Annotated in this window: 20 protein-coding genes and 2 tRNA genes; 14 read left to right on the top strand and 8 right to left on the bottom strand. The window is 74.1% G+C overall.

Going from position 1 to position 25,259, the window contains the following annotated elements; all coding sequences use genetic code 11:
* Positions 1–17 precede the first annotated feature (17 nt).
* Positions 18–743, top strand: a complete 726-nt coding sequence (locus AB7J25_RS09795) for a (2Fe-2S)-binding protein (protein ID WP_428507347.1) — start codon at positions 18–20, stop codon at positions 741–743.
* Positions 744–868: 125 nt separating this feature from the next.
* On the opposite strand, the gene AB7J25_RS09800 is transcribed toward AB7J25_RS09795, so the two are convergent.
* Together AB7J25_RS09800 and treS are read right to left on the bottom strand one after the other, a co-directional pair.
* Positions 869–2,302: a maltokinase N-terminal cap-like domain-containing protein gene (locus tag AB7J25_RS09800; RefSeq protein ID WP_428507348.1), complete on the bottom strand. Its 1,434-nt coding sequence runs from the start codon at positions 2,300–2,302 to the stop codon at positions 869–871.
* Between the two features lie 73 nt (positions 2,303–2,375).
* Positions 2,376–4,118: a maltose alpha-D-glucosyltransferase gene (treS, locus tag AB7J25_RS09805; protein WP_428507350.1), complete on the bottom strand. Its 1,743-nt coding sequence runs from the start codon at positions 4,116–4,118 to the stop codon at positions 2,376–2,378.
* Positions 4,119–4,206: 88 nt separating this feature from the next.
* Between treS and AB7J25_RS09810 the strand changes: the two genes are divergently transcribed.
* The gene (locus AB7J25_RS09810) at positions 4,207–4,866 is read left to right on the top strand and encodes a RibD family protein (RefSeq protein WP_428507352.1); all 660 of its coding nucleotides are present in this window, start codon (positions 4,207–4,209) and stop codon (positions 4,864–4,866) included.
* 114 nt (positions 4,867–4,980) lie between these two features.
* Positions 4,981–5,577 carry a GDSL-type esterase/lipase family protein gene (locus tag AB7J25_RS09815; RefSeq protein ID WP_428507354.1) on the top strand — a complete coding sequence of 199 codons (597 nt, stop codon included), beginning with the start codon at positions 4,981–4,983 and terminating at the stop codon, positions 5,575–5,577.
* Here AB7J25_RS09815 and AB7J25_RS09820 read toward each other — a convergent pair.
* Positions 5,561–7,558 carry an alpha-1,4-glucan--maltose-1-phosphate maltosyltransferase gene (locus AB7J25_RS09820; protein WP_428507356.1) on the bottom strand — a complete coding sequence of 666 codons (1,998 nt, stop codon included), beginning with the start codon at positions 7,556–7,558 and terminating at the stop codon, positions 5,561–5,563. The genes AB7J25_RS09815 and AB7J25_RS09820 overlap by 17 nt on opposite strands.
* Positions 7,559–7,882: 324 nt before the next feature.
* Here AB7J25_RS09820 and AB7J25_RS09825 point away from each other — a divergent pair, with 324 nt between their 5' ends.
* Positions 7,883–8,923 carry a 3-isopropylmalate dehydrogenase gene (locus tag AB7J25_RS09825; RefSeq protein WP_428507358.1) on the top strand — a complete coding sequence of 347 codons (1,041 nt, stop codon included), beginning with the start codon at positions 7,883–7,885 and terminating at the stop codon, positions 8,921–8,923.
* 212 nt (positions 8,924–9,135) lie between these two features.
* Entirely contained in the window at positions 9,136–11,238 is a 2,103-nt protein-coding gene (locus AB7J25_RS09830) for a DUF6777 domain-containing protein (protein ID WP_428507360.1), read from the top strand.
* A gap of 15 nt (positions 11,239–11,253) precedes the next feature.
* On the opposite strand, the gene AB7J25_RS09835 is transcribed toward AB7J25_RS09830, so the two are convergent.
* Positions 11,254–11,571: an EthD family reductase gene (locus tag AB7J25_RS09835; RefSeq protein ID WP_428507362.1), complete on the bottom strand. Its 318-nt coding sequence runs from the start codon at positions 11,569–11,571 to the stop codon at positions 11,254–11,256.
* A 270-nt stretch (positions 11,572–11,841) separates the two neighbouring features.
* On the opposite strand from AB7J25_RS09835, the gene cimA reads away from it, so the two are divergent.
* Positions 11,842–13,506, top strand: coding sequence for a citramalate synthase (gene cimA / locus AB7J25_RS09840; RefSeq protein WP_428507364.1), 1,665 nt, complete (start codon positions 11,842–11,844; stop codon positions 13,504–13,506).
* A 16-nt stretch (positions 13,507–13,522) separates the two neighbouring features.
* Here cimA and AB7J25_RS09845 read toward each other — a convergent pair whose 3' ends face one another.
* Entirely contained in the window at positions 13,523–14,833 is a 1,311-nt protein-coding gene (locus tag AB7J25_RS09845) for an FAD-dependent oxidoreductase (protein WP_428507366.1), read from the bottom strand.
* 55 nt (positions 14,834–14,888) lie between these two features.
* Here AB7J25_RS09845 and gltX point away from each other — a divergent pair, with 55 nt between their 5' ends.
* The 5 genes from gltX (at position 14,889) to AB7J25_RS09870 (ending at position 18,366) form a co-directional block, all read left to right on the top strand.
* Positions 14,889–16,400, top strand: coding sequence for a glutamate--tRNA ligase (gene gltX / locus AB7J25_RS09850; RefSeq protein ID WP_428507368.1), 1,512 nt, complete (start codon positions 14,889–14,891; stop codon positions 16,398–16,400).
* Positions 16,401–16,443: 43 nt separating this feature from the next.
* Positions 16,444–16,515 (top strand) — tRNA-Gln (locus AB7J25_RS09855).
* Positions 16,516–16,538: 23 nt separating this feature from the next.
* Positions 16,539–16,611 (top strand) — tRNA-Glu (locus tag AB7J25_RS09860).
* Positions 16,612–16,804: 193 nt separating this feature from the next.
* The gene (locus AB7J25_RS09865; protein WP_428507370.1) at positions 16,805–17,212 is read left to right on the top strand and encodes a YciI family protein; all 408 of its coding nucleotides are present in this window, start codon (positions 16,805–16,807) and stop codon (positions 17,210–17,212) included.
* Positions 17,213–17,220: 8 nt separating this feature from the next.
* Complete coding sequence (locus tag AB7J25_RS09870) at positions 17,221–18,366, top strand: RNA polymerase sigma factor (protein WP_428507390.1); 1,146 nt, start codon at positions 17,221–17,223, stop codon at positions 18,364–18,366.
* A 35-nt stretch (positions 18,367–18,401) separates the two neighbouring features.
* Here AB7J25_RS09870 and AB7J25_RS09875 read toward each other — a convergent pair whose 3' ends face one another.
* Positions 18,402–19,193 carry an SDR family NAD(P)-dependent oxidoreductase gene (locus AB7J25_RS09875; protein ID WP_428507372.1) on the bottom strand — a complete coding sequence of 264 codons (792 nt, stop codon included), beginning with the start codon at positions 19,191–19,193 and terminating at the stop codon, positions 18,402–18,404.
* Here AB7J25_RS09875 and AB7J25_RS09880 point away from each other — a divergent pair.
* Positions 19,192–20,340, top strand: coding sequence for an RNA polymerase subunit sigma-70 (locus AB7J25_RS09880; RefSeq protein WP_428507374.1), 1,149 nt, complete (start codon positions 19,192–19,194; stop codon positions 20,338–20,340). The genes AB7J25_RS09875 and AB7J25_RS09880 overlap by 2 nt on opposite strands.
* 12 nt (positions 20,341–20,352) lie before the next feature.
* Here AB7J25_RS09880 and AB7J25_RS09885 read toward each other — a convergent pair whose 3' ends face one another.
* Both AB7J25_RS09885 and AB7J25_RS09890 read right to left on the bottom strand, forming a co-directional pair.
* Positions 20,353–22,272 (bottom strand): Hsp70 family protein, encoded by a 1,920-nt coding sequence (locus tag AB7J25_RS09885; RefSeq protein WP_428507376.1) that lies wholly within the window; start codon positions 22,270–22,272, stop codon positions 20,353–20,355.
* 331 nt (positions 22,273–22,603) lie between these two features.
* Positions 22,604–23,299, bottom strand: coding sequence for an IclR family transcriptional regulator (locus AB7J25_RS09890; RefSeq protein WP_428507378.1), 696 nt, complete (start codon positions 23,297–23,299; stop codon positions 22,604–22,606).
* Between the two features lie 115 nt (positions 23,300–23,414).
* On the opposite strand from AB7J25_RS09890, the gene leuC reads away from it, so the two are divergent.
* A complete protein-coding gene (leuC, locus tag AB7J25_RS09895) occupies positions 23,415–24,848 on the top strand; it encodes a 3-isopropylmalate dehydratase large subunit (RefSeq protein ID WP_428507380.1) in 1,434 nt (477 codons plus the stop codon).
* On the top strand, positions 24,848–25,259 hold a 412-nt coding region (gene leuD, locus AB7J25_RS09900), incomplete at its 3' end, for a 3-isopropylmalate dehydratase small subunit (protein WP_428507382.1). The genes leuC and leuD, both read left to right, overlap by 1 nt.

Consider the following 25,259-nt stretch of genomic DNA (forward strand, 5'->3'; position numbering starts at 1 on the left):
GGTGCGAGACTGCGGCCGTGCAGACCGACGCGCGGGGCGCGCTCGCCGCCGCCGCGGAGCTCGGCCCGTTCTTCGCCGTCGCGACGGGGCCGACCGACGCCTCCGGCCTGCGTCCGGTGCGGGACCTCTACACCGATCCCGGGCCACTGCGCGCCCGGCTCGCCCACGTCGAGGCGGTCCTCGGCAGCGATGCCCGCACCGCGGCGTCGATCACGTTCCAAGGGCTCGCCGCCCGGGTGCTCTCGGCGCCGCTCGCCGCGGCGATGCTGTGCGGCACCGTCCCGCTGCTCACCCCGGACGTCCTGCACTTCCGCGTCACCGACGACAAGCCCTGGCCGCTGTGGTGCGCCGACCCGGACGCGATCGCCGTCCCGGACGCCGCCGCCGCCGCACGGGCGCTCGCCGAGCTCCTCATCGATCCCCATCTCGCCCCGCTCGTTGCGGCCGTGCGCGCCCAGGTGGCCGTCTCGCCGCGGCTGCTGTGGGGCAACGTCGCGTCCTCGGTGGCGGCCGGCAAGCGGCTGGTCGCCGCCCACCGCCCGGATGTCGCGGAGCGGGCCGCCGCGATCGCCGAGCACCTGCTGGCCACCGGCTCGCTGCAGGGCGCCGGGGAACTCCTCCCACCGCGGCCCCCGGACCACGGCTGGACCTTCCGGCGCCACTCCTGCTGCCTCTACTACCGCGTCCCCGGCGGCGGGCTGTGCGGCGACTGCGCACTCGACGAGGTGCCCCGGCGCTCCTGACGGTCCCGGACGGCGCGAGCGCGACCGTGATCACCAGGAGTGGTCCGTGCCGCCCACATCCGGGCGTCCTGCGCCGCTTTCGACGATCATGGCCGGGCGACCGCCCGCGTCAGCTCACGCCCGCGTCAGCTCACGCCCGCGTCCGTGTCGATGTCGATCTCGGTGTCGATCTCCCTGGCGATCTCGGTCGTGATCCGGGCGATCGACGCCAGCGGGATCGGCGCCCAGGTCGGGCGGCTGCGGGTCTCGTAGACCGCCTCGTAGACGGCCTTGTCCAGCTCGAACGCCCGCAGCATGACGGCGTGGGCGCGCGGGTCGTCCCCGCTCGCCGCGGCGTAGCCGTCGCAGAACGCGTCCCGGTTGCGCGCTGCCCATTGGTGGGCGTGCCAGGACAGCTGCGCGTCCGGCTCGTTGGGGCCGGGTTGCCAGGCGAGGAGCTGGTGGAAGGCGGCGTAGTCGAACGAGCGGAGCATGCCCGCGACGTCGCGCAACGTCGAGTCCGGCCGCACCCGCTCCGCGAGCGGGGCCGACGGTTCGCCCTCGAAGTCGATGACGAGCCACCCGTACGGCGTGCGCAGGGTTTGGCCCAGGTGCAGGTCGCCGTGCACCCGCTGGGCGGGGATCGGTGCGTCCAGCCCGGCGACGGCGTCGAAGGCCGCGCGGACCGCGTCCGCGTGCTCGGCGAGTGCCGGTACCTCCGTGGCGGCCACGCCGAGCCGCACCAGCATGGCGTCCGCGATCTCGCCCGGGTCGCGCTCGACGGTGCCCAGCGCCCCGGCCAGCTCGGAGTGCACGACCGCGACCGTCTCACCGAGGCGGTACGCCTCGGACGCGAAGTCGCCGCCGACCTCGTCCGCGTGCAGGTCGGCCTCGGCGAGGAGGTCCCGCACGCTGGTCAGCGCCATCGCCCAGCCCTCGGCGGAGTTGGCGGCGAAATTCTGGACCATCGCGAACGTGGCCGTCTGGCCGTCCGCCCCGACGGTGCCCTCGATCGCGCCCTGGACGGACGCCACCTGCGTGCTGCCGACGGCACGCAGTGCCCGGTGCAGCTCGAGGTCGGGGTTCAGCCCGGGCACGACGCGGCGGAAGAGCTTGAGGATCGACCGGTCGCCGTAGACCACCGAGGTGTTGGACTGCTCCGCCCCGACCACCCGGCCGGGGACGCCCTCGGCCAGCTCCGCGTCCGGCTCCGGGACGAACTGGACGCCACCCACCTCGACGCCGGTGCGCACCGCGTCGATCAGCCACGTCGTGACGGCCGGGTCCCACAGCGCGTCGTAGGCGGTCCAGCCGTCGAACCGCCCGATGACGACGTGCTCCAGCTCGTCGCCGGTCTCGCTGCGCCTGCCCACGAGCAGCTGGTAGGTCTGCACGGGGGAGCCGTCGTCGAACTCGACGTCCGCGAGCACGAGGTCCAGGTACGGCTCGCCCCCGGTGCACAGCGGGATCTCCGTGGCGACCGCCACCGACCGCACCGGGCGGCCCTTCGCGGCGAACCACCGCTGGCGGGCGAGGAACCCGGGCAGGTGTGCCGCCAGCGCGGCGGCGAGGCCGGTCACGACCGCTCCTCGCTGACGAGCGTCGCCGCAGCGCCCGGCGGTGCCGTGTCGAATGGTGACCTCGCACGCTCGGTCACGCTGCCTCCGCCGCCGGGACGATCGAGAACCAGTAGAACCCGTGTCCGGGCAGGGTGAGCAGGTAGGGCAGGTCTCCGATGCGGGGGAACGGCACGCCGCCGGTCAGCTCCTTCGGTGCGCAGCCCGAGTAGGCCGAGAGGTCCAGCTCGACCGGCTGCGGGAAGCGCGACATGTTGTTGACGCACAGGACGGTGTCCCCGCTGCCGTCCGGGAACTCGAACGAGCGGGTGTAGGCCAGCACCGACGGGTTCGAGCCGCCCAGCTCGTGGAAGTCGCCGCGGCCGAACGCGTGGTGGCGTTTACGGATCTCGATCATGTGGCGCGTCCAGTGCAGCAGCGACGTGGTGGAGTTCAGCTGCGCCTCGACGTTCACTGCCTGGTAACCGTACAGAGGGTCCATCACCACCGGAAGGTAAAGGCGTCCCGGGTCGCAGGTGGAGAAGCCCGCGTTGCGGTCCGGCGTCCACTGCATCGGGCTGCGGACGCCGTCGCGGTCGCCGAGCCAGATGTTGTCGCCCATCCCGATCTCGTCGCCGTAGTAGAGGACGGGCGAGCCGGGCAGCGAGAGCAGGAGCGCGGTGAACAGCTCCAGCTGGTTGCGGTCGTTGTCGAGCAGGGGCGCGAGGCGCCGCCGGATCCCGATGTTCGCCTTCATCCGCGGATCCTTGGCGTACTCCGCGTACATGTAGTCGCGTTCCTCGTCGGTGACCATCTCGAGGGTCAGCTCGTCGTGGTTGCGCAGGAAGATCCCCCACTGGCAGCCCGACGGGATCGGCGGGGTCTGCGCGAGGATCTCCGAGATCGGGAAGCGGTTCTCCCGGCGGACGGCCATGAAGATGCGCGGCATCAGCGGGAAGTGGAAGGCCATCTGGCACTCGTCGCCGCCGACCTCGGCGTCCCCGAAGTACTCGACGACGTCCGCGGGCCACTGGTTGGCCTCCGCGAGCAGCACCCGGCCCGGGTACTCGTCCTGCATCACCTTGCGGCAGCGCTTGAGGAACTGGTGGGTCTCGGGGAGGTTCTCGCAGTTCGTGCCGTCCCGCTCGTAGAGGTAGGGGACGGCGTCGAGGCGGAAGCCGTCGATGCCGAGATCGAGCCAGAAGCGCAGGACGTCGAGCATCGCCTCCTGCACGGCCGGGTTGTCGAAGTTCAGGTCCGGCTGGTGGGAGAAGAAGCGGTGCCAGTAGAACTGGCCGCGCACCGGGTCGTAGGTCCAGTTGGAGGACTCGGTGTCGACGAAGATGATCCGCGCCTCGGGGTAGCGGGTGTCGTCGTCGGACCACACGTAGAAGTCCCCATACGGTCCGTCCGGGTGGCGCCGGGACTCCTCGAACCACTGGTGGGTGTCGGAGGTGTGGTTCATGACGAGGTCGGTGATGACGCGGATGCCGCGCTTGTGCGCCTCGTCGAGGAACACCACGAAGCACTCGACGGTGCCGAACTCGGGTAGCACCGCCCGGAAGTCGCGGATGTCGTAGCCGCCGTCGCGCAGGGGCGAGTCGTAGAACGGCGGCAGCCACAGGCAGTCCACGCCGAGCCACTGGATGTAGTCCAGCTTCTCGGTCAGCCCCGGCAGGTCGCCCGTGCCGTCCCGGTTGGTGTCGGCGAACGCGCGTACCAGGACCTCGTAGAAGACCGCACCTTTGAACCAGTCCGGCTCGATCTCGAGGGTGCGCGCGTGTGCGTAGTCCTCGGCGTCCGGCTCGGCGACCCGACCGCCTTCGCTCGTCTCGCTCATCGCCTCGCAGGCTAGCCCTGACCGGGCGGTTCCTCCTCTCGTGGGCCACGTCGTCAAGATCGATCAAGGCGGTACGCTGCCGGGCTCGATGAACGACGTCACACGTCCCCACGTGCTGCTGTCCGTTGCGGTGTCCCTCGACGGCTGCATCGACGACGCCACGCCGCGGCGCCTCGTGCTCTCCGGACCCGAGGACCTGGACCGGGTCGACGCCGTCCGCGCGGCCTCCGATGCGATCCTCGTCGGTGCGGGCACCGTGCGCGCCGACGACCCGCGGTTGCTCGTCCGCTCCGCCGCCCGCCGCGCCGAACGGGTGGCACGGGGGCTCCCGGACACCCCGGTGAAGGTGACGGTGACCCGCACCGGCGGTCTCGACCCGGCGGCGGCGTTCTTCACCGCGGGCGACGGCGAGAAGCTCGTCTACGCGGCCACCCCGGCCGTCGAGGGGCTGCGCGGCCTGCCCGCCACGGTCGTCGACGCGGGCGACCCGCCGGACCTGGCCGGCATCCTCGCCGATCTCGCCGCGCGCGGGATCGAGCGCCTCATGGTCGAGGGCGGCACCGCGATGCACACCCTCTTCCTCGGCGCGGGCGTGGTGGACGAGCTGCACGTCGCCGTGTGCCCGCTGCTCGTCGGCAGCCCGGACGCGCCGCGGTTCGTCCGGGGCGAGGAGTTGCCTGCGGGACGGATGCGGCTGGTCGAGGTCCGGCAGGTGGGGGACGTCGTGCTGCTGGTCTACCGTCCCTGACCTGGTAACGCCCGGTGGACGGCTGCGCCGGGGACCGCCGGAGGGCACGATGATGTTCGTGGAGATCCTGGCGGTCCGCGGCCCCGGTGACGCCGCGGAGCCGGACCCGCGGCTGTGACGCGCGACGTGCGGGTCTGCGTGCTCGGTGACTCGTTCGTCGCAGGGCTCGGCGACCCGGAGTACCGCGGCTGGGTGGGCCGGGTCGCGGCGGCCGGACCACAGCCGGTGACCGTCTACAACCTCGGCGTGCGCCGCGAGACGTCGGCGGACGTGCTGGCCCGGTGGCGGGCGGAGTGCGTCCCCCGCCTGCCGGCCGGGGTGGACGGGCGGGTGGTCGTTGCGTTCGGCGTCAACGACACCACCGCCGAGGAGGGCACGCTGCGGGTGCGCCCCGCCGCCTCGGCGGCCAACCTCGCCGCGCTGCTCGACGCCGTGCCGTGGCCCGTCCTCGTGATCGGCCCACCACCGGTGGCCGAGCCGGCGCAGAACGCCCGCATCGCCGCCGTGGACGCGCTGTACGCCGACGTGTGCGCCGCCCGGGGGGTCCCGTACGTGCCCGTCGCGGGCACCCTGCTCGTCGATCCGTGCTGGATGGCCGAGGTCGAGAGCGGGGACGGCGCGCATCCCGGAGCGGACGGCTACGCCCGCCTGGCGGCGCTCGTCGCGCCGGCCTGGCGGGCGTGGCTCGCGGTGCCTACCGCTGGATCGTGAGGATGTGCGCCACGTGGTGCCACGGCTCCAGGCGCACGAAGTTGAACTGGCCCCACTCGTAGGTGGCGTCGGCGACCTCGTCGTGCACCGTGAGCGTCTCGCCCCAGCTCAGCCCGAGCTTCGGCAGGTCGAGCGCGATCGTGCCCTGCTGGGCGTTCCACGGGTCCAACGTGCAGACGACGAGCACGATGTCGCCCGTGGCGGGATCCCGGCGCGAGTAGGCGATCAGCTGGTCGTTGTCGATCGCGTGGAAGTCGATCTCCCGCAGCTGCTGCAGCGCCGGGTGGGCGCGGCGGATCTCGTTGAGCCGGGTGATGAAGGGCTCCAGGGACCGGCCCTGGGCCGCCGCCACGTCGTAGTCCCGCGGGCGCAGCGCGTACTTCTCCGAGTTCCGGTACTCCTCGCTGCCCGGCTTGACGGCCTCGCCCTCGAAGAGCTCGAAGCCGGAGTAGACCCCCCACGTCGGCGCCATCGTGGCCGCGAGCGCCGCCCGGATCGCGAACATCGACGGGCCGCCGTGCTGCAGCGACTCGTGGAGGATGTCCGGGGTGTTGACGAACAGGTTGGGCCGGCACTCGTCGGCGCGCTCGGCGTGCAGCTGCGCGAACTCCATGAGCTCCTGCTTGCCCGTGCGCCACGTGAAGTACGTGTAGGACTGGGTGAAGCCCAGGCGCGCGAGCCCGAACAGCCGGGCGGGCCGGGTGAACGCCTCGGCGAGGAACAGCACGTCCGGGTACTGCGCCTTGACCTGCCAGATGAGCCAGTGCCAGAAGTTCGGCGGCTTCGTGTGCGGATTGTCCACACGGAAGATCCGCACGCCGTGCTCGACCCAGTGCAGCACCACGCGCAGGCACTCGGCGTAGATGCCGGTCGGGTCGTTGTCGAAGTTGATCGGGTAGATGTCCTGGTAGCGCTTGGGCGGGTTCTCCGCGTAGGCGATCGTCCCGTCCGGGCGCACCGTGAACCACTCGGGGTGTGCCGCGACCCACGGGTGGTCCGGCGCCGCCTGCAGCGCGAAGTCCAGCGCCACCTCCATGCCGAGGTCGCGCGTGCGCTCGACGAACGCGTCGAAGTCGTCGATCGTGCCGAGCTCGGGGTGGACCGCGTCGTGGCCGCCGTCCGCCGAGCCGATCGCCCACGGCGAGCCGACGTCGTCGGGTTGGGCCACCGGGTTGCCGCCCGGCATGGCCGCGGTGTTCGGGCCCTTGCGGTGCACCGTTCCGATGGGGTGGATCGGCGGCAGGTAGACGACGTCGAAGCCCATCGCCGCGATGCGGTGCAGGTCCTTGCTCGCGGTGACGAACGAGCCGTGCACCGGGCGGCCGGTCTCGTCACGCCCGCCGGTGGAGCGGGGGAAGAGCTCGTACCAGGAGCCGTAGAGCGCGCGCGGGCGGTCCACGTAGATCTGCTGGGTGCGGCCGCGGGTGATCAGCTCGCGGACCGGCCGCTCGGTCATGATCTGGTCCACGGCGGGGAACAGCGCGGGCGCCACCCGGGCGGGGAGCGACAGCGCCGGGTCGCGCAGCGTGTTGGCGGCCCCGAACAGGAGGTCGCGGTGGGGGCGCTCGCTCGGGCGGCGGCCGACCCGCTGCAGCAACCGGGCGCCGATCTCCAGGTCGTTCGCGAGTTCGGCGGCCGTCTGCCCGGCCTCGATCTTCACCGTGACGGCGTGGCGCCACGTCGCCCACGGGTCGCTCCACGCGTCCACCCGGAAGCTCCACAGGCCCGGCTCGTCCGGGGTGACGGTGGCGGCGAACCGGTCCGTGCCGACGCCGTCCGGGACCATCCGGACGTGCTGCGTGACGGCGGGCCCGGCACCCGCGTCGACCTTGCGCCACACGACGTTCGCGGCGACGGCGTCGTGCCCCTCGCGCCACACGGTGGCGCCGATCGGGACGACCTCGCCGACCACGGCCTTGCTCGGTAGGCGCCCGCCGGACACCGCCGGTGTGACGTCGTCGATCACGAGCCGACCCGTCATCGGCGCACCCCCTGTCACCCGTTCCGTCGTGTCCGCGAAAAAGGCTATCTACCCGAGGGAGGGGACCGGGGAACCGAAGCCGCCGGACGCGCGAAGGTTCACCGCATCGTCACCTAGGTCCTCGTCGTCATCGTCGCTTGCCGGGGTGGGTGCTCGGCACCGCCGACCGTGGGAGCAGACTGAACGGCTCGGCGCCCGGCCCGGACGGGCCGTGGGCCCGAATGGATCACCCTGCCGGGCGACCACGATCCGGTGGGCGTCCGCAGGTCACCGGCCGCGCGGCGGGTAGCGTGCGACTCGGTCTGAGCAGAGAGGACGGGCGGCATGCGCCTTGCGGTCATACCCGGCGACGGCATCGGGCCGGAGGTCATCGACGAGGCACTCAAGGTCCTCAACGAGGTCGCTCCCGGCACCGAGACCACCACCTACGATCTAGGCGCCGCGCGGTGGCACGCCACGGGGGAGCTACTTCCGGAGTCGGTGCTCACCGAGCTCTCCGAGCACGACGCGATCCTGCTCGGCGCCGTCGGCGATCCGTCGGTGCCCAGCGGCATCCTCGAGCGCGGCCTGCTGCTGCGGCTGCGCTTCGAACTGGACCACCACGTCAACCTGCGGCCCGCCCGGCTCTACCCGGGCGTGCGCGGCCCGCTCGCGGGCAACACCGAGATCGACATGGTGGTCGTGCGCGAGGGCACCGAGGGGCCGTACGCGGGCACCGGCGGCATCCTGCGCAAGGACACCCCGCACGAGATCGCCACCGAGGTCAGCGTGAACACCGCGTACGGCGTCGAGCGGGTGGTGCGCGACGCGTTCTCCCGCGCCACGCGGCGTCCCCGCAAGCACCTCACGCTCGTGCACAAGACGAACGTGCTCACGTTCTCCGGCTCGCTGTGGTCGCGCATCGTGGAGGAGGTGTCGCTGGAGCACCCCGACGTCAGCGTCGCCTACCAGCACATCGACGCCACCACGATCCACATGGTGACCGACCCCGGCCGCTTCGACGTGATCGTCACGGACAACCTCTTCGGCGACATCCTCACCGACCTCGCCGCCGCCGTCACCGGCGGCATCGGGCTGGCTGCGTCGGGCAACCTCGACGTCAGCCGTCGCAACCCCTCGATGTTCGAGCCGGTGCACGGCAGCGCGCCGGACATCGCCGGGCAGGGCATCGCGGACCCGACGGCCGCCGTGCTCTCGGTGGCCCTGCTGCTCGACCACATCGGCAACGCCGACGCCGCGCGCCGCATCGAGGCCGCGGTGGCCTTCGACCTCGCCACCCGGGACCACAGCGCCACGGGGCACACCCAGTCCATCGGGGACCGTCTCGCGGCCCTCGTCAGCAGGCAGGCGGCCACCACGGTCTGACCCGTCCGGCCCGCCGATGGCTTCCGGCCGGCGGGCGCCGGTACCTGCTCCCGGGCGAGTGAGCCACCGTAGTTCCGCGGTGGCGGAGGCCTGTCCCCTGGGCGATACTCGGTCCGTCGACGATCAAGACACCCGTTCGGGCTAGCCAGGTGCCCGAGTCGGGTGTGGACGGTGACATCGCATGCCGCCATCCGGGGACGACGGGGGACGCAGTGACAGCAGCGGAGTGGGGTCTGCGCAGGTTCGGCGGGGTGCCACGCGGGGTGGTGGCGCGGCCGTGGATGGTCGTGGCCGCGTCCGACGGCCGTGACGACGGCCCGCCGGCGGCAGACGGATCGGGGAGCGCGCCCCAGGGGGCGGCGCCCCCGGACGGCGGGGGCCCGGACGGCCCGGGCGGTCGCCCGGAGGACACCCCGCCACCCCCCGGCGACGGGGACGGGGCCGCCGTCGACGCCGGCCCGGCGGGTGTCGCGCCCGGCGCCGCGGCCGGCCCTGAGGGCGACCCGGGAGGCGACAGCCCGGTCGGGGACGCAGCGGGGGAGGGCTCGGCCCACGACAGCTCGGCAGCCGACAGCCCGGCAGGCGACGCCGCATCAGCCGGGGACCCGGGAGGCGACAGCCCCGCCGGGGACGGCCCGGCAGCCGACAGCCCGGCCGGGGACGCAGCGGGGGACAGCCCGGCACCCGACGTCCCTGCCGACGCGCCGACGCGCTTCCAGGACCTCGGCGCGGGCGAGCAGCACGCCAGCCCCGGGCCCGCCGCCGGCGCCGCGAGCCCGGGTGTCGAGCCCGCCGACGCACCGACGGACGCGCCGACACAGGTCCACCCGGCGACCGACCTCCCGCCGGGCGGGCCCGCCGCCGCGACCGCCGCGGCGGCGTCCGGCGCCGCCGCGGCGGCCGGGGCCGACGCCCCCACCCAGGCGTACCAGGGCATGCCCGCCCCGCCCGCGGAGGGCGACCCGGACGCGCCGACCCCGCCCGAGGGCTTCGCCCGCGTCCCCCAGGGGGCGCAGACAGCGCAGTTCCCGCCTGCCTGGGCCCCGCCCGGCGGCCAGGGCTATCCCGGCCAGCCCGGCCAGCCCGGCCAGCCCGGCCAGCCCGGCCAGCCCGGCTACCCGGGCCAGCCCGGCCAGTACGGCCAGTGGCCCCCGCCCCAGGGGCCGCCCCCGCAGAAGCGGTCCGGCGTGGGCTGGAAGGGGGTCGTCGCCATCGTGGCGGCGCTCGCGCTGCTGGCCGCCGCCGGCGGCGTGGGCTGGTTCCTCTACGACCGGTCCCAGCGCACGGTCGAGCTCCTGGCCGCCGACGAGCCCGGCGGCGACCCGTTCACGCCGACCCTGGTGCAGGGCGGCACCGTCGTCCCGACGGTGCGTTTCGACGCCGCCGCGAACCGCACCCCGGCCGGCAACCTCGACGGCCTCTACTTCGACACCAACGGGACCGGCAGCTGCAACCGGGCGCAGCTGGAGACGTCGCTGCAGGGCGACCCGGAGCTGGCGGCGGGCTGGGCGACGCCGCTGGGGATCACCGCGGCCGGGGTGGCGGACTACGTCGCGACCCTGACCCCGGCGCGGCTGCGCGCGGACACGCGGACGACGGCGCACGGCTGGTCGGGTGGGCAGGCCGAGCCCTACGCGGCGGTGCTGCAGGCCGGCTCGGCGGTGCTGGTGGACGACCGCGGCGTGCCGCGCGTCCGCTGCGCCGACGGCGCCCCGCTCGCGACAGCGCAGCCGGTGGCGGACCCGTACTTCGGCGACGCCTGGTCCGGGTTCGACCCGAACGCGGTCGTCGAGGTGCGTCCGGCCGTGGCGGCGATCCCGGAGTTCGGGCTGGTCGACACCGCGGGGGAGCAGCCGTTCCGCCGCCCGGCCGGCACGACCGGCGACCTGGACGTCGCGGCGCTGCCCGAGACCGGCCGGTTCAACGGCGCATACGTGCTCACGGGTGCGCAGACGCGCTGCGACGGCCTGGTGAACTGCGCGGGCGTGGCGCTCCTGACGCTGTCGCCGCGGTTCGCGGGATGCCCGCAGAGCTGCGCGGTGAGCGAGCGCGAGGTGGGTGACAACGTCGCGCTCACCAAGGACGGCGCCACCTGGCGCGCGAGCGGCAACGTCCCGGAGAACCGGGCTTTCACCTGCCAGAACCGGCCGACGGCGAACACGTTCACGGTGAGCTTCACCCCGACGCGCTCGGAGGTCGTCAACGGCGTCTGGACGGCGACGAGCGTGCGCGCGGACTACGAGCGGCGCGCACCCGCCGAGGCCGGCTGTGTCCCGGTGCAGGTGGCCTGGACGATCAACGGCGTCGGCGGGTGACGACGGACGGCGCTCCTACGCCGAGACGACGACCTCGCCCGCTCCGGTGAGGATGGTGACGCCGGCCTGGGCGAAGTTGGCCAGGTCGGCGATCGCCGCCTCGCCCTCGGGACTCGCCACCGCGCTCTGCACGGCGGCGCCGTCGGCGAAGTCGAGCACGGCGATGAAGTAGTAGGCGGGCGGGTTGCCCTCGGGGTCAGGGCCGGGGTGCATCGTGGTGAAGCGCTGGAGGCCGGGCAGCTTGGTGGCCAGGGGGCCGTGGGTCCCCAAGTAGTGCCTGTCGAACGCGGCCGCGTCCTCGGGGTGGTTGTACAGGGCGATGAGCTGGTGCACGGTGGCTTCCTCCCGGTTCCGGCCGCGGCGGTGCGGCCCCATGTCCTGCCTAGGGCATCGGCGCCGCGTTGCCCACTGCCCGTCCGGGCGGTTTCGAGGCCGGGGGCGGTTGGACAGCCTCTCCGAGGCCGTGGCACACTCGGCCCGTGGCTCACCTCCAGGTGATCATTATCGCGTAGCGCGTCGGCAGGCCTCATCGCCGACGCGCAGACCTCTCGCACCCGCGGGGGGTCTTTTTTGTTGCCCCGCCCCCGTCAGGAGTTGCACGACATGCCCCGCGCTGACAGAACAGTGCCCGCCGGCACCCCGCTCGGCGACGCTTTCCACGTCTACGACACGACCCTGCGCGACGGCGCGCAGCGCGAGGGCATCAGCTACTCGGTCGCCGACAAGCTCGCCGTCGCCCGCCACCTGGACGCCCTCGGCGTGGGCTTCATCGAGGGTGGCTGGCCGGGCGCGTTGCCGAAGGACACGGAGTTCTTCGCCCGCGCCGCCGCGGGGGAGCTGGACCTGCGCCACGCCGCGCTCGTCGCGTTCGGCGCGACGCGCAAGGCCGGGCTCGCCGCCGCCGAGGACCCGCAGGTGCGCGCGCTGCTGGACTCGCAGGCCCCGGTCGTCACGCTGGTCGCGAAGTCCGACCGACGCCACATCGAGCGGGCGTTGCGCACCGACGTGGCCGAGAACTGCGCGATGGTCGCCGACACGGTGGCGTTCCTGCGCGGCGAGGGCAGGCGGGTGTTCCTCGACGCGGAGCACTTCTTCGACGGCTACGCGTTCGACCCGGACACCGCGCTGCGGGTGCTGGAAGCGGCGGTGACCGCAGGCGCGGACGTGGCCGTGCTGTGCGACACCAACGGCGGGATGCTCCCGCTGGGCATCGCCCAGGTGGTGACGGAGGTCGCCGCGCGCACCGGCTTCCGCCTCGGCATCCACTGCCAGGACGACACGAGCTGCGCGGTGGCCAACTCGGTGGCCGCCGTCCAGGCCGGGGCGACGCACGTGCAGTGCACCGCCAACGGCTACGGGGAGCGGGCGGGCAACGCCGACCTGTTCGCGGTCGTCGGCAACCTCGCGACCAAGCTCGACATGGCCGTGCTCCCGGACGGCGCACTCGGCGAGCTGACCCGGACCTCGCACGCGCTGGCGGAGATCGCCAACATCGCGCCCGACACCCACCAGGCCTACGTCGGGGTGTCGGCCTTCGCCCACAAGGCGGGCCTGCACGCGAGTGCGATCAAGGTCGACCCGGAGCTGTACAACCACATGGACCCCGTGGACGTCGGGAACGGGCAGCGGGTACTCGTCACGGAGATGGCAGGCCGGGCGAGCGTCGAGCTGAAGGCCGCGGAGCTCGGTCTGGACCTGGCCGGTCAGCCCGGCGCGGTCGCCGAGGTGGTGGCGACCGTCAAGGAGCGGGAGGCGGAGGGCTGGTCGTACGAGGCCGCCGACGCGTCCCTGGAGCTGATCATGCGCTCGGCGGCGGGCGAGGATGCGCGCCTCCCGTTCGAGCTGGAGTCCTACCGCGTGATCATCGAGCACCGCGCGGACCGGGCGGTGGTCTCCGAGGCGACCGTGAAGCTGGTCGTCGACGGCGAGCGGCTGATCGCGACCCGCGAGGGCAACGGTCCGGTCAACGCGCTCGACGCGGCACTTCGGGCCGCGCTCACGCCGTCGCGGCCGTGGCTGGAGGACGTCGAGCTGTCGGACTTCAAGGTGCGCCTGCTCGCCCCCGGCGGCACCGGCGAGGGCCACGGCACGGACGCGGTGACGCGGGTGCTCGTCGAGTCCACCGACCACGACGGCTCCTGGACGACGGTCGGCGTGCACGGCAACGTCGTCGAGGCGTCGTGGCTGGCGCTGGTGGACGCGCTGGCCTACGCCGCGCGGCGGGCCCGGGCGGGCACCGTGCCGCAGCCCGCGCCCGTCGGGGGGTGACGCTCCGGTTCGGTGATCATGGACGGGTGAGGGCCTGCTGGCGCCTGCGGGCCCACGCGGGCGCGTGCTCGGGCAGCGGCCCGATGGCGACGAGCCGGGCCGGGATGCCCTGCAGGGCGGGGAACCGGCGCAGCAGGCGCAGCGGCTGCGGCAGGTCGCGCGCGGGGGCGAGCACGAGGTCGCCGGATCCGTCGAGCGCGACCGGTGCCGCCGGCCCGCTGGGCTCTGCGTTGAGCACCGGCCCGAGCAGGCCGCGGTGCGCGATCCGCTGGGCGGCCTGGACGAGCGCGGTGGGCCACCAGCGGCGTAGCTGCACCCGTCGCAGCTCCGCGACCGGGACGCGCCCGCCCGCCCGCAGCACGGGCGCGAGGATGCGGGCCGCGGCTACGGCGTCGGCCACCGCGAGGTTGATGCCCACCCCGCCGACCGGCGACATCGCGTGGGCGGCGTCGCCGATGAAGAGCAGTCCGTCGGCGTACCAGCGGCGCAGCCGCTCCAGCCGCACCTCCAGCAGCTTGACGTCGTCCAGGGAGGCCAGCTCGCCGACCCGGTCGGCGAGCCAGGGCAGCAGCGCCGCGATGCGCGCCCGGAACGCCTCGATGCCCTCGGCCCGCAGCGTGGCGTCGCCGCCCTTGCGGATGAGGTAGGCGCACTGCCAGTAGTCGCCCCGGTCGAGCGTGACGACGAAGTGGCCGGTCGAGAGCCGCCCGACGCCGCCCACCGGGTCGCCCTCGCGGCGCGGCAGCCGGAACCACCACACGTCCATCGGGACCCCGAACGAGCGGGGCCGCAGCCCGGCGGCGGCGCGCACGGCCGAGCCGCGGCCGTCGCAGGCGACGGTGAGCGTGGCGGGCAGGTCGTGGACGGTGCCGGCGATGCGGTCGGTGTACCGCACGCCGGTGACCCGCGACCCCTCCCGGAGCAGGCCGGTGACCTCGGCGTTGCGGATCAGAGTGAAGGTGGGCTCCTCCTCGGCGGCGTCCGCGAGCAGGTCCAGGAAGTCCCATTGCGGGACCATCGCGATGTGCCGATGCGCCCCTGGCAGGCGGCGCAGGTCTCCGAGCTGGGCGGCGCCTGCGTCGAGCTGGACCATCACGCGGTCCAGGCGCCGTTGCGGCAGCGCGGCGAACCGCTCGCCGAGGCCCAGCTCGTCGAGGAGGGTGAGGGTGGAGGCGTGGACGGTGTCGCCGCGGAAGTCGCGCAGGAAGTCCGCATGCTTTTCCAGGACCGTGACGGGTACCCCGGCCCTGGCGAGCAGCAGCCCGACGACCATCCCGGCGGGGCCGCCGCCGACGACGGCGACGTGACCGTGCTCGTTATTCATCATGCGTTGAATATAGCGCGCGGAGGCCACTCCGCGCCACCGATAGTCTGGTCCGACCATGAGCGCATCCCCCCAGGTCCGGGTGCGGTTCTGCCCGTCCCCGACCGGCACCCCGCACGTCGGCCTCATCCGCACCGCCCTGTTCAACTGGGCCCACGCCCGCCACCACGCAGGCGCCCTCGTCTTCCGCGTCGAGGACACCGACGCCCAGCGCGACTCCGAGGAGTCCTACGCCGCGATCATCGACGCCCTGCGGTGGCTCGGCCTGGACTGGGACGAGGGCCCCGAGGTCGGCGGCCCGCACGGGCCGTACCGCCAGAGCGAGCGCCGCGACCTCTATGCCGACGCCCTGCGCCGCCTCGCCGACGCGGGCGAGGTCTACGAGTCCTACTCCACGGCCGAGGAGATCGAGGCCCGCCACCGGGCCGCGGGCCGCGACCCCAAGCTCGGCTACGACAACGCCGACCGCGATCTCACCGACGCCGAGCGCGCCGCCTTCCGCGCCGACGGCCGCGTGCCGGTGTACCGGCTGCGGATGCCCGACCGCGACATCACCTTCACCGACCTGATCCGCGGCGAGATCACCTTCCGCGCGGGGGCCGTCCCGGACTTCGTCCTCGCCCGGGGCGACGGCACCCCGCTCTACCCGCTCACGAACCCCCTCGACGACGCGCTCATGGGCATCACCCACGTCCTGCGCGGCGAGGACCTGCTGCCCTCCACCCCGCGCCAGATCGCGCTGTTCGAGGCGTTCGCCCGCGTCGGCATCGGCTCCGGCCCGCCGGTGTACGCGCACCTGCCCCTGGTCACCGGCGAGGGCAACCGCAAGCTCTCGAAGCGGGATCCGCGCTCGAACCTGTTCCTGTACCGCGACCGCGGATTCGTGCCCGAGGGCCTGCTCAACTATCTGGCCCTGCTCGGCTGGTCGATCGCCGAGGATCGCGACATCTTCTCGATGGCGGAGATGGTCGCCGCATTCGACATCTCGCGGGTTTCGCAGAATGCGGCCCGATTCGACCTCAAGAAGGCCGAGGCCATCAATGCGGCACACCTGCGGGCGCTCGCGCCGGAGGTGTTCGTCGAGCGGGTGGAGCCCTATCTCGTGGCCCATCTCACGGAACTGGGGCAGGAGGTCCCCGGCGCCGCGTTCACCCCGGACCAGCGCTCGCTCCTGGCCGCAGCGGCCCCGCTGGTGCAGGAGCGCAGCGTCGTCCTCACCGACGCCGCCGCCATGCTCGCGTTCCTCTTCGTGGACGAGAAGTCCTTCGCCCTCGACGCCGCCGCCGCCGACAAGGTCCTCGGCCCGGACGCGAAGCCCGTCCTCGACGCGGCCCTGACCGGCCTCGATGGGCTCCCGGGCTGGCACGCCGCCGAGATCGAGGGGGCCCTCAAGACCGCCCTCGTGGACGGGCTGGGGCTCAAGCCGCGCACCGCGTTCGCCCCCGTCCGGGTCGCGGTGAGCGGCCGGACGGTGTCCCCGCCGCTCTACGAGTCGATGGAGCTCCTGGGGCGCGAGCGGTCCCTCGCGCGACTGCGGGCCGGTGTGCAACGCGCCGGGGGGCTCGGCTAGAGTGTCCTCTGCACGGATGCGGCCCCCGGGGATCGCGATCCGATGGGGTATGGTGTAATTGGCAGCACGACTGATTCTGGTTCAGTTAGTCTAGGTTCGAGTCCTGGTACCCCAGCAGGAAACGACAGTTTCCTACCCGGCCCCGTCGTCTAGAGGCCTAGGACGCCGCCCTCTCAAGGCGGTAGCGCGGGTTCGAATCCCGTCGGGGCTACACCGAAAGGCTCCGTTCCGAGTTCTCGGAACGGAGCCTTTCTTCGTCCGCAGGTCGCCCTCGGCGGCCAGGGCGAGGCGACCCCGCGCCCGTCGGGCAGGAACCTCGGCCGACGATGTCGAGAACCCGCGACCGGCTCCGTCCCCGGGGTGAAGGCGACCAGGATGGGTCGCACGGCACCGAGGAGAACCCCATGGCCAAGTACCTGTTGCTCAAGCACTACCGCGGCGCCCCGGCTGCGGTGAACGACGTCCCGATGGACCGGTGGACGCCGGAGGAGGTCTCGGCCCACGTGCAGTACATGCACCAGTTCGCGGACCGGCTCACCGGGACCGGCGAGTTCGTCGACGGCCAGGCGCTCGCCCCCGAGGGGACGTGGGTCCGCTACGACGGCGAGGGTCGCCCGCCGGTCACCGACGGCCCGTTCGCCGAGACCAAGGACCTCATCGCCGGCTGGATGGTGATCGACGTCGACAGCCACGAGCGCGCCGTCGAGCTGGCCGGGGAGCTGTCGGCCGCTCCCGGGGCGGGCGGGAAGCCGATCCACGAGTGGCTCGAGCTGCGTCCGTTCCTGGCCGCCCCGCCCACGATCACGGAGTGATCCCGCCGGTGGACGAGGCCGTACTGCGCACCCTCGTGCCGGGCGTGCTCGCGGTCCTCGTCCGCCGCGGGGCGGACTTCGCGACGGCCGAGGACGCCGTGCAGGACGCGCTGGTCGAGGCGGTCCGGGTGTGGCCCGCCGATCCGCCGCGGGATCCGAAGGGCTGGCTCGTCACCGTCGCCTGGCGCAAGTTCCTCGACGGGGCCCGGGCGGCCGCCGCCCGCAGGCGGCGGGAGGAAACACTCGACGACGAGCCGGCGCCCGGACCCGTGCCCGCGGTGGACGACACGCTCTGGCTCTACCTCCTGTGCACCCACCCGACGCTCACGCCGTCGTCCGCGGTCGCGCTCACGCTGCGGGCGGTCGGGGGGCTCACCACCCGTCAGATCGCCCAGGCCTACCTGGTGCCGGAGGCGACCATGGCGCAGCGCATCAGCCGGGCCAAGCGCAGCGTCGCAGGTGTGCGGTTCGACCGGCCCGGCGACGTCGCCACCGTCCTGCGCGTGCTGTACCTGGTGTTCAACGAGGGGTACACCGGCGACGTCGACCTCGCCGCGGAGGCCATCCGGCTCACCCGGCAGCTCGCGGCCGCGATCGACCATCCCGAGGTGGCGGGGCTGCTCGCCCTGATGCTGCTCCACCATGCCCGGCGCGCCGCCCGCATCGCGCCCGACGGCGCCCTGGTTCCGCTCGCCGAGCAGGACCGCGGCCGGTGGGACACCGCGCTGATCGCCGAGGGGATCGGGATCCTGCAGGCGGCACTGGCACGCGACCGGCTGGGCGAGTTCCAGGCCCAGGCCGCCATCGCTGCCCTGCACGCGGACGCGCCCAGCGCGGCGGAGACCGACTGGGTGCAGATCGTCGAGTGGTACGACGAGCTCCTGCGCCTGACCGACAGCCCGGTCGTCCGGCTCAACCGCGCGGTGGCCGTCGGCGAGGCCGACGGACCGTGCGCCGGCATGGCCGCACTCGCCGCGGTGGACGACACGCTGCCCCGTCACACCGCGGTGGCGGCCTACCTCCACGAGCGCGGCGGCGACCTCGCGACGGCGGCACGGCTCTACGCCGAGGCGGCGCAGAAGGCGCCCAACCTCGCCGAGCGCGACCACCTGACCCGCCAGGCGGCCCGGCTCAACACCCGCCGGAGCCGCTGACGGGTCGCGTCCGGCGACGCCCACGGCATCCGGCGCTAGTCGTCCAGGCGCCCGAGAGTGAGGTCGACGGTGCTGCCCGTGATCCCGCTCGCGCCGTCGGAGGCCAGGAAGGCCGCCACGGCCGCCATCTCGGCGAGCGTCATGAGCCGGCGCGGATGGGTCCTGCTCGCGAGCTGCTCCTGCCACTGTTCCCAGGTCAGCCCCGTGGCGGTGGCACGCGGCTCGAACGCCTCCCGGATCGTGGGCGTGTCCGCCATGGCCTGCGGGCGCAGGCCGACGACGCGGACACCGTGCGGAGCGAGCTCAGCGGACAGCTCGCGGGTGAGCGCCTCCTTCGCGGCCATCGCGGGGCCGAAGCCCCCCACCAGCGGGAGCCCGGTCCGCCCGTGGAGCGCGGTGACAGTCATGATCACCCCGGAGCCCCGGGGGACCATGCGACGCCCGGCCTGGCGGGCCGTCACGAACCACGACGCCGCGTACGACGTGATCGGCAGGACGAACCGGTCCGGCCCGAGCTCGACGAGCGGGACGCCGAGGATCCCGGCGTCCGGGATCCCGACCGCGTTGAACGAGACGTCGACGTGCCCCGCCGCGCCGGTCGCGGCCTTCAGGTGGGCGTCCACGGCGTGGTCGTCGAGCGCATCCACCCGGGCCACGTCGACGGATCCGCCCGCGGCGGCGATGTCGGTCGCGACGGCTTCCACGGCTGCCAGGCGTTTGCCCGTGAGGAAGAGCCGCGCACCCTCCGCCGCGAAGGCGCGTGCGACCGCACCGCCGATCGCGCCTCCGGCGCCGTAGACCACCGCGACCTTGTCCTGCAGCATCATGTCCCGCTCCGTCCTGCGTCCGGCCTTCGAGGAGGTGGACACCGCGGCGCCGGAGGATGCGGCGCGGCGCGACCGCCCGATCCGTCCGCCGGCCGGTGTCCGTACCGGGGAGGACCGGAGGAGAGGAGATGCGGACGTGGTCACGGCCGATCTGATCACCCGGGCCCGCGCCGGTGACGGCGTGGCGTTCCGGGAGCTGACCGAGGCGCACCATCGCGAGCTGCGGGTGCACTGCTACCGGATGCTCGGATCGCTCCAGGACGCCGAGGACGCGCTGCAGGACACCCTGCTCAGCGCCTGGCAGGGCCTCGACGGCTTCGCAGGGCGGGCGTCGTTGCGCACCTGGCTCTACCGCATCGCCACCCACCGCTGCCTCAACGTGCGGCGGGCCGCCGGGCGGCGGCCCGCCCGGGCGTGGGACGTCCCCGGGGTCGAACCGCCCGAGCCGACGCGGCTCGGCGAGGTCGTCTGGCTCGAGCCGCTGCCGGAGGTCCTGCTCGGTGGTGCGGCCGAGGTGCAGGCGGGTCCCGAGGCCCGCTACGAGCTGGCCGAGTCCGTGTCCCTGGCGTTCGTCACCGCGCTGCAGGTCCTGCCGCCGCGCCAGGTCGCCATCCTCATCCTGCGGGACGTCCTCGGGTTCCGCGCGAGCGAGGTGGCGAGCATGCTCGGTGCGAGCACCGACGCCGTCGACAGCGCCCTCAAGCGGGCGCGCGGCGGACTGCGGCGCCTGCGGGAGGGGGGTGGTGACCACGACCCGCCACCCGCACCCGGTTCGGCTGCCGAGGCGGCGGTCGTGGCGGGCTTCGTCCGGGCGTGGCAGGCCGCGGACGTCGACGCGCTGGTCGCGCTCCTGACCGAGGACGTCCTCGTCACGATGCCGCCGATCCCGCTCGAGTACGAGGGCCGCGACGCCGTCGCGGGGCTGTGCCGCCGCCTCTTCGGCGCGGGCAGGCGCTTCGACCTCGTGCCGTCGCGGGCCAACGGGCAGCCGGCGTTCGGGTCCTACCTGCGCGGCCCCGGGGGCGTCCGGCGCGCGACGGGCCTCGTCGTCCTCACCCTCGCCGGTGACCGGGTCCGCGCGATGACGCGGTTCGACGACGGGGTGCTCCCGTCGTTCGGGCTCCCGCGATCGCTGCCCGCCCGGTAGCCGTCGGAGGAATCAGAGCGCCGCGGCGGAGCCGGGGGCGGCGTCCAGGGTCGCGTCGGGTGGGGCGGGTGGTGCGGCGGCGGAGCTGGACCCGCCGTCACCGGGATCGCCGCCGTCGGTGGGCGGCGGGGAGGGTTCGGGCGGGTCCGGCGTGTGGGTGTCCGTGGGCTCCGGCGTGGGTTCCGTCGTCGAGTGCGGCGGGCTCGTGGTCGTCGTCGCGGGCGGCGGCACGACCGGCGGCGTCGTCCGCGGCGGTGCCGGTCGCGCGGTCCGCGTCGGCTGCGGCGCGGGCGGCGTCGTCGTGACCTCCTGCGGCGGGGCCACGACCGGCGGGATCGTGGACGTCGGCTCCGTCGTGATCGGCGACTGGTCGCCGGTGTTCGACGGTGTGCCGTCGGGCAGCAGCAGGAGCGCGGCGATCACGATCGCGGCGGCGAAGAGGCCGCCGATCGTGATGAGTGCCGCCGGGCTGCTGCCCCGGGGCTCCGGTGCGGGCGCGGCGTGGGTGGGTGGGGCGGGCTGGTACGGCCGCGCCGGCGGCGTGCCAGCGCTGCGCTGCGTGGGGACGTCGGACCAGGCGCCGGTCCCGGGGGCCTGCGCGGCGGACGGGACGGCGCCCGCGGCCCCGCTGACGTGGGCGCTCTGAGCGGCCGCTGCACCGATCCCCGCAGCGCCGATCCCCGCAGCGCCGATCCCTGCAGCCCCGATCCCCGCGGCACCGATTCCCGCTGCGCCGAAACCTGCAGCGCCGAAGCCCGGCGCCGCCGGGTGCGCCGGGGACTGCTGGGCCCCCGCGGTGGCGACGGGCCGCGTCTTGCCCGTGTCGCCCGCGGGCTCGTGCGCCGGGTTCGCGCCCGTGGACCCCGCGTTGGGGGTGAGCGCGAGCGCGGCGCCCTTGGCGATGGCGTTCTTGGGGTCGGCGTCGACGGCGACGGGCCTGCCGAGCTCCTCGGAGACCAGCTGCGACACCAGCGGCACCCGCGACGAACCGCCGACGAGCAGGACGGCGGAGAGCTGCTCGGGGGTGAACCCGGCGGAGCCGATGGCCCGGCGCAGCGCGGCGACGGTGTCCTCCACCTGCGAGTGGATCATCTGCTCGAACTCGCTGCGGTGCAGCCGCACCGAGCCGCGGGCCTCGGGCAGCAGCACCGGGATGGAGACCTCGGTGTCGGCCGACAGGGCCTCCTTGGCCTCGGTGCAGTCCCGGCGGACGCGGGCGACGGCGGCGAGCACGGCGGGGTCCGCGTCGTCCAGGGCGTCGAAGACGCCGGGCATCCCGGCGCGGACGTGGTCGAACACCGCCTGGTCGAAGTCGATGCCGCCGAGCCGCTCGAGGCCCTCGGGGCGGCCGACCAGGGCGAACCCGGCCGAGGTGTCCTTGTGGACGACGGCGGCGTCGAAGGTGCCGCCGCCGAGGTCGTACACGGCGATCGTGGAGCCGGGCTCGACGCGCTCCGCGGAGGCGTAGTGCAGCGCGGCGGCCTGCGGCTCGGCGAGGAAGACGACCTTGAGGCCCTGGGCGGCGAGCGCGGACCCGAGCAGGTCCTTCTTGTGGGTGCCCCAGGACGCGGGGTGGGTGACGGCGATGCGGGTGGCGGACCCGCCCTCACGCTCGGCGACGCGGTCCACCACCCAGCGGACGAGCCGGGCGGCGAGCTCCTGCGCGGGCCACGCGCGGCCCGCGACGTTGAGCGGCGTGGGATCGCCGATGCGGCGCTTGAACTCACGGACGACCCGGTCGGGGTCGGTGACGGCGCGGCGCTCGGCCGCGTCGCCGACGAGCACGGACCCGTCCGTGCCGAGGAACAGCACCGAGGGGACGGCGCTGGAACGGTCGCCGAGGTTGACGATCTCGGCCTCGCGGGAGCCCGGACGGCAGATGGCGGCCGCCGTGCGGGTGGTTCCCACGTCGATGCCGAGCAGGTAGGTCATCCGCATCCTTCTTCGCTGTGTCGTGCGGGGGGTCGTGCGGGGGGTCGTGCGGGGGGTCGTGCGGGGGGTCGTGCGGGGGGTCGTGCATGTGTCGTGCGGTCCGGAGTCCTCTCCGGCGGCCACCGTAGCGACCGACCGTGGGCGGGCGACCCGCCCATGACCCGGAGGTGTCACGGGTTGGCCCCCGTCCGGACCATCGTCGGCGGGTGGCCCGGCGTTTCCGCGGGTTTCCCGTGACCGCGCCGGCGGGATGCGCAACTCGGGCTGATGAGATGCGGAACTCGCGGCGGTGGGATGCGGAACTCGCGGCGGTGGGATGCGGAACTCGCGGCTACAGGCGGTGCTGTAGGGCCTCGGCGGCCGCGAGCAGGTCCGCCGCCCACCGGACGCCGGGGCGGCGCCCGATCCGCTCCACCGGCCCGGAGACCGACACCGCGGCGACGACGTGCCCGCCTGCGTCGCGCACCGGGGCGGAGACGCTCGCGACGCCGGACTCGCGCTCGGCGACGCTCTGCGCCCAGCCACGCCGCCGGACGTCGAGCAGCACGCGCTCGCCGAACACGGCCTCGGCCAGGACGGCGCGCTGGAACGCGGGCTCCGCCCACGCGGCGAGGACCTTGGCGCCGGATCCGGCCGTCATCGGCAGGCGGGTGCCGACGGGGACGGTGTCGCGCAGGCCGCTCGCGGGCTCGGCGGCGGCGATGCAGACGCGCTGGGTGCCGTCGCGGCGGTAGAGCTGGACGCTCTCGCCGGTGATGTCGCGCAGCCGGGGCAGGACGGCCGAGGCGGCCTCGAGCAGCGGGTCCGCCCGCCCGGAGGCGAGCTCGGTGAGGGTGGGGCCGGGGCGCCAGCGGCCGTCCGCGCCGCGGTGGAGCATGCCGTGGGCCTCCAGGCCGACGGCGAGACGGTGCGCGGTGGCCCGGGGCAGCCCCGTGCGGAGGCAGAGTTCGGCGAGCCCGCACGGCTCGGCCGACACCGCGCGCAGGACGCCGACCGCCTTGTCCAGCACCCCAATGCCGCTCGTCACGTTCGGAGCGCTAGGCTGTCTCACGGTGCGATACTAGCTTCCCACTGTGTGGGAGGACAAACCCGGGACGACTCGATGGCCACGTCATGGCCACGTCGAGCAGGGAGGGAGTGCGATGGGACGCACGCTCGCGGAGAAGGTGTGGGACGACCACCTCGTCCGGCGCGGTGAGGGCCAGGAGCCGGATCTCCTCTACATCGACCTCCATCTCGTGCACGAGGTCACGAGCCCCCAGGCCTTCGACGGCCTGCGCCTGTCGGGCCGCCGCGTGCGCCGCCCCGACCTGACGCTCGCCACCGAGGACCACAACGTCCCCACCACGGACGTCGAGCTCCCGATCGCCGATCCGGTGTCGCGCACGCAGGTGGAGACGCTGCGGCGCAACTGCACCGAGTTCGGCGTGCCGCTCTACCCGATGAACCACGCCGAGCAGGGCATCGTGCACGTCGTCGGCCCGCAGCTGGGGCTCACCCAGCCGGGCATGACGGTCGTCTGCGGCGACTCGCACACCTCCACCCACGGCGCGTTCGGCGCCATGGCCTTCGGCATCGGCACCTCCGAGGTCGAGCACGTGCTCGCCACGCAGACGCTGCCGCTCAAGCGCTTCCAGACCATGGCCGTCACCATCACGTCGAAGGACGGCCGCTTGCGCGAGGGCGTGACCAGCAAGGACGTCATCCTCGCCGTCATCGCCAAGATCGGCACCGGCGGGGGCCAGGGCTACGTGCTGGAGTACCGGGGCAACGTCGTCGAGAACCTCTCGATGGAGGCCCGGATGACGATCTGCAACATGTCGATCGAGGCGGGCGCCCGCGCGGGCCTCATCGCCCCGGACGAGACGACGTTCGCCTACCTCAAGGGCCGCGACCGGGCGCCGACGGGTGCGGACTGGGATGCCGCCGTCGAGGCGTGGACGGCGCTGCGCACCGACGACGACGCGGTGTTCGACGCCGAGGTCGAGATCGATGCGGACGCGCTCACGCCGTTCGTCACCTGGGGCACCAACCCCGGGCAGGGCCTCCCGCTGGGGGAGCGGGTGCCGGACCCGGCCGACATCGCCGACGAGCACGAGCGCGTCGCCGCCGAGCGGGCACTGGCGTACATGGGCCTGGAGGCGGGCACGCCACTGCGGGAGATCAAGGTCGACACCGTCTTCGTCGGCTCCTGTACCAACGGCCGCATCGAGGACCTCCGCTCGGCCGCGGAGATCCTCAACGGGCGCAAGGTCGCCGACGGTGTCCGCATGCTGGTCGTCCCCGGCTCCATGCGGGTGCGGTTCCAGGCCGAGGAGGAGGGCCTGGACAAGGTCTTCCGCGACGCCGGCGCCGAGTGGCGGTCGGCGGGCTGCTCGATGTGCCTGGCCATGAACCCGGACAAGCTGGCGCCGGGCGAGCGCAGCGCGTCGACGTCCAACCGCAACTTCGAGGGGCGCCAGGGCAAGGGTGGGCGCACCCACCTCGTCTCCCCGCTGGTGGCCGCGGCGACCGCCGTGCGCGGCACCCTGTCGAGCCCGGAGGACCTCATGGACCACGTGGACGGAGCCGTCTGATGGAGAAGTTCACCACCCACACCGGCATCGGCGTGCCGCTGCGGCGGTCCAACGTCGACACCGACCAGATCATCCCGGCCGTCTACCTCAAGCGGGTCACCCGCACCGGGTTCGAGGACGGGCTCTTCGCCGCCTGGCGCGGCGACGAGAGCTTCATCCTCAACCAGCCCCCGTTCGACCGCGGCACAGTGCTCGTCGCCGGCCCGGACTTCGGCACCGGCTCCTCGCGCGAGCATGCGGTCTGGGCACTGATGGACCACGGCTTCCGGGTCGTGATCTCCGCGCGGTTCGCCGACATCTTCCGCGGCAACTCGGCCAAGCAGGGCCTGCTGGCGGCGCGGGTCGAGCAGCCGGACGTCGAGCTGCTGTGGAAGCTGCTGGAGAACGAGCCGGGCACCGAGGTCACCGTCG

Origin of the sequence: Pseudonocardia sp. (assembly GCF_050246655.1) — a bacterium.
Taxonomy (GTDB): Bacteria; Actinomycetota; Actinomycetes; order Mycobacteriales; family Pseudonocardiaceae; genus Pseudonocardia.

What these genes read in the sequence shown, in the direction of transcription:
- gltX (WP_428507368.1), top strand. Translation starts at nt 14,889, where the DNA reads ATGAGCGCATCCCCCCAGGTCCGGGTGCGGTTCTGCCCGTCCCCGACC.
- leuC (WP_428507380.1), top strand. Translation starts at nt 23,415, where the DNA reads ATGGGACGCACGCTCGCGGAGAAGGTGTGGGACGACCACCTCGTCCGG.
- AB7J25_RS09865 (WP_428507370.1), top strand. Translation starts at nt 16,805, where the DNA reads ATGGCCAAGTACCTGTTGCTCAAGCACTACCGCGGCGCCCCGGCTGCG.
- AB7J25_RS09820 (WP_428507356.1), bottom strand. Translation starts at nt 7,558, where the DNA reads ATGACGGGTCGGCTCGTGATCGACGACGTCACACCGGCGGTGTCCGGC.
- treS (WP_428507350.1), bottom strand. Translation starts at nt 4,118, where the DNA reads ATGAGCGAGACGAGCGAAGGCGGTCGGGTCGCCGAGCCGGACGCCGAG.
- AB7J25_RS09810 (WP_428507352.1), top strand. Translation starts at nt 4,207, where the DNA reads ATGAACGACGTCACACGTCCCCACGTGCTGCTGTCCGTTGCGGTGTCC.
- AB7J25_RS09845 (WP_428507366.1), bottom strand. Translation starts at nt 14,833, where the DNA reads ATGATGAATAACGAGCACGGTCACGTCGCCGTCGTCGGCGGCGGCCCC.
- AB7J25_RS09885 (WP_428507376.1), bottom strand. Translation starts at nt 22,272, where the DNA reads ATGACCTACCTGCTCGGCATCGACGTGGGAACCACCCGCACGGCGGCC.
- AB7J25_RS09875 (WP_428507372.1), bottom strand. Translation starts at nt 19,193, where the DNA reads ATGATGCTGCAGGACAAGGTCGCGGTGGTCTACGGCGCCGGAGGCGCG.
- cimA (WP_428507364.1), top strand. Translation starts at nt 11,842, where the DNA reads ATGCCCCGCGCTGACAGAACAGTGCCCGCCGGCACCCCGCTCGGCGAC.
- AB7J25_RS09825 (WP_428507358.1), top strand. Translation starts at nt 7,883, where the DNA reads ATGCGCCTTGCGGTCATACCCGGCGACGGCATCGGGCCGGAGGTCATC.
- AB7J25_RS09880 (WP_428507374.1), top strand. Translation starts at nt 19,192, where the DNA reads ATGTCCCGCTCCGTCCTGCGTCCGGCCTTCGAGGAGGTGGACACCGCG.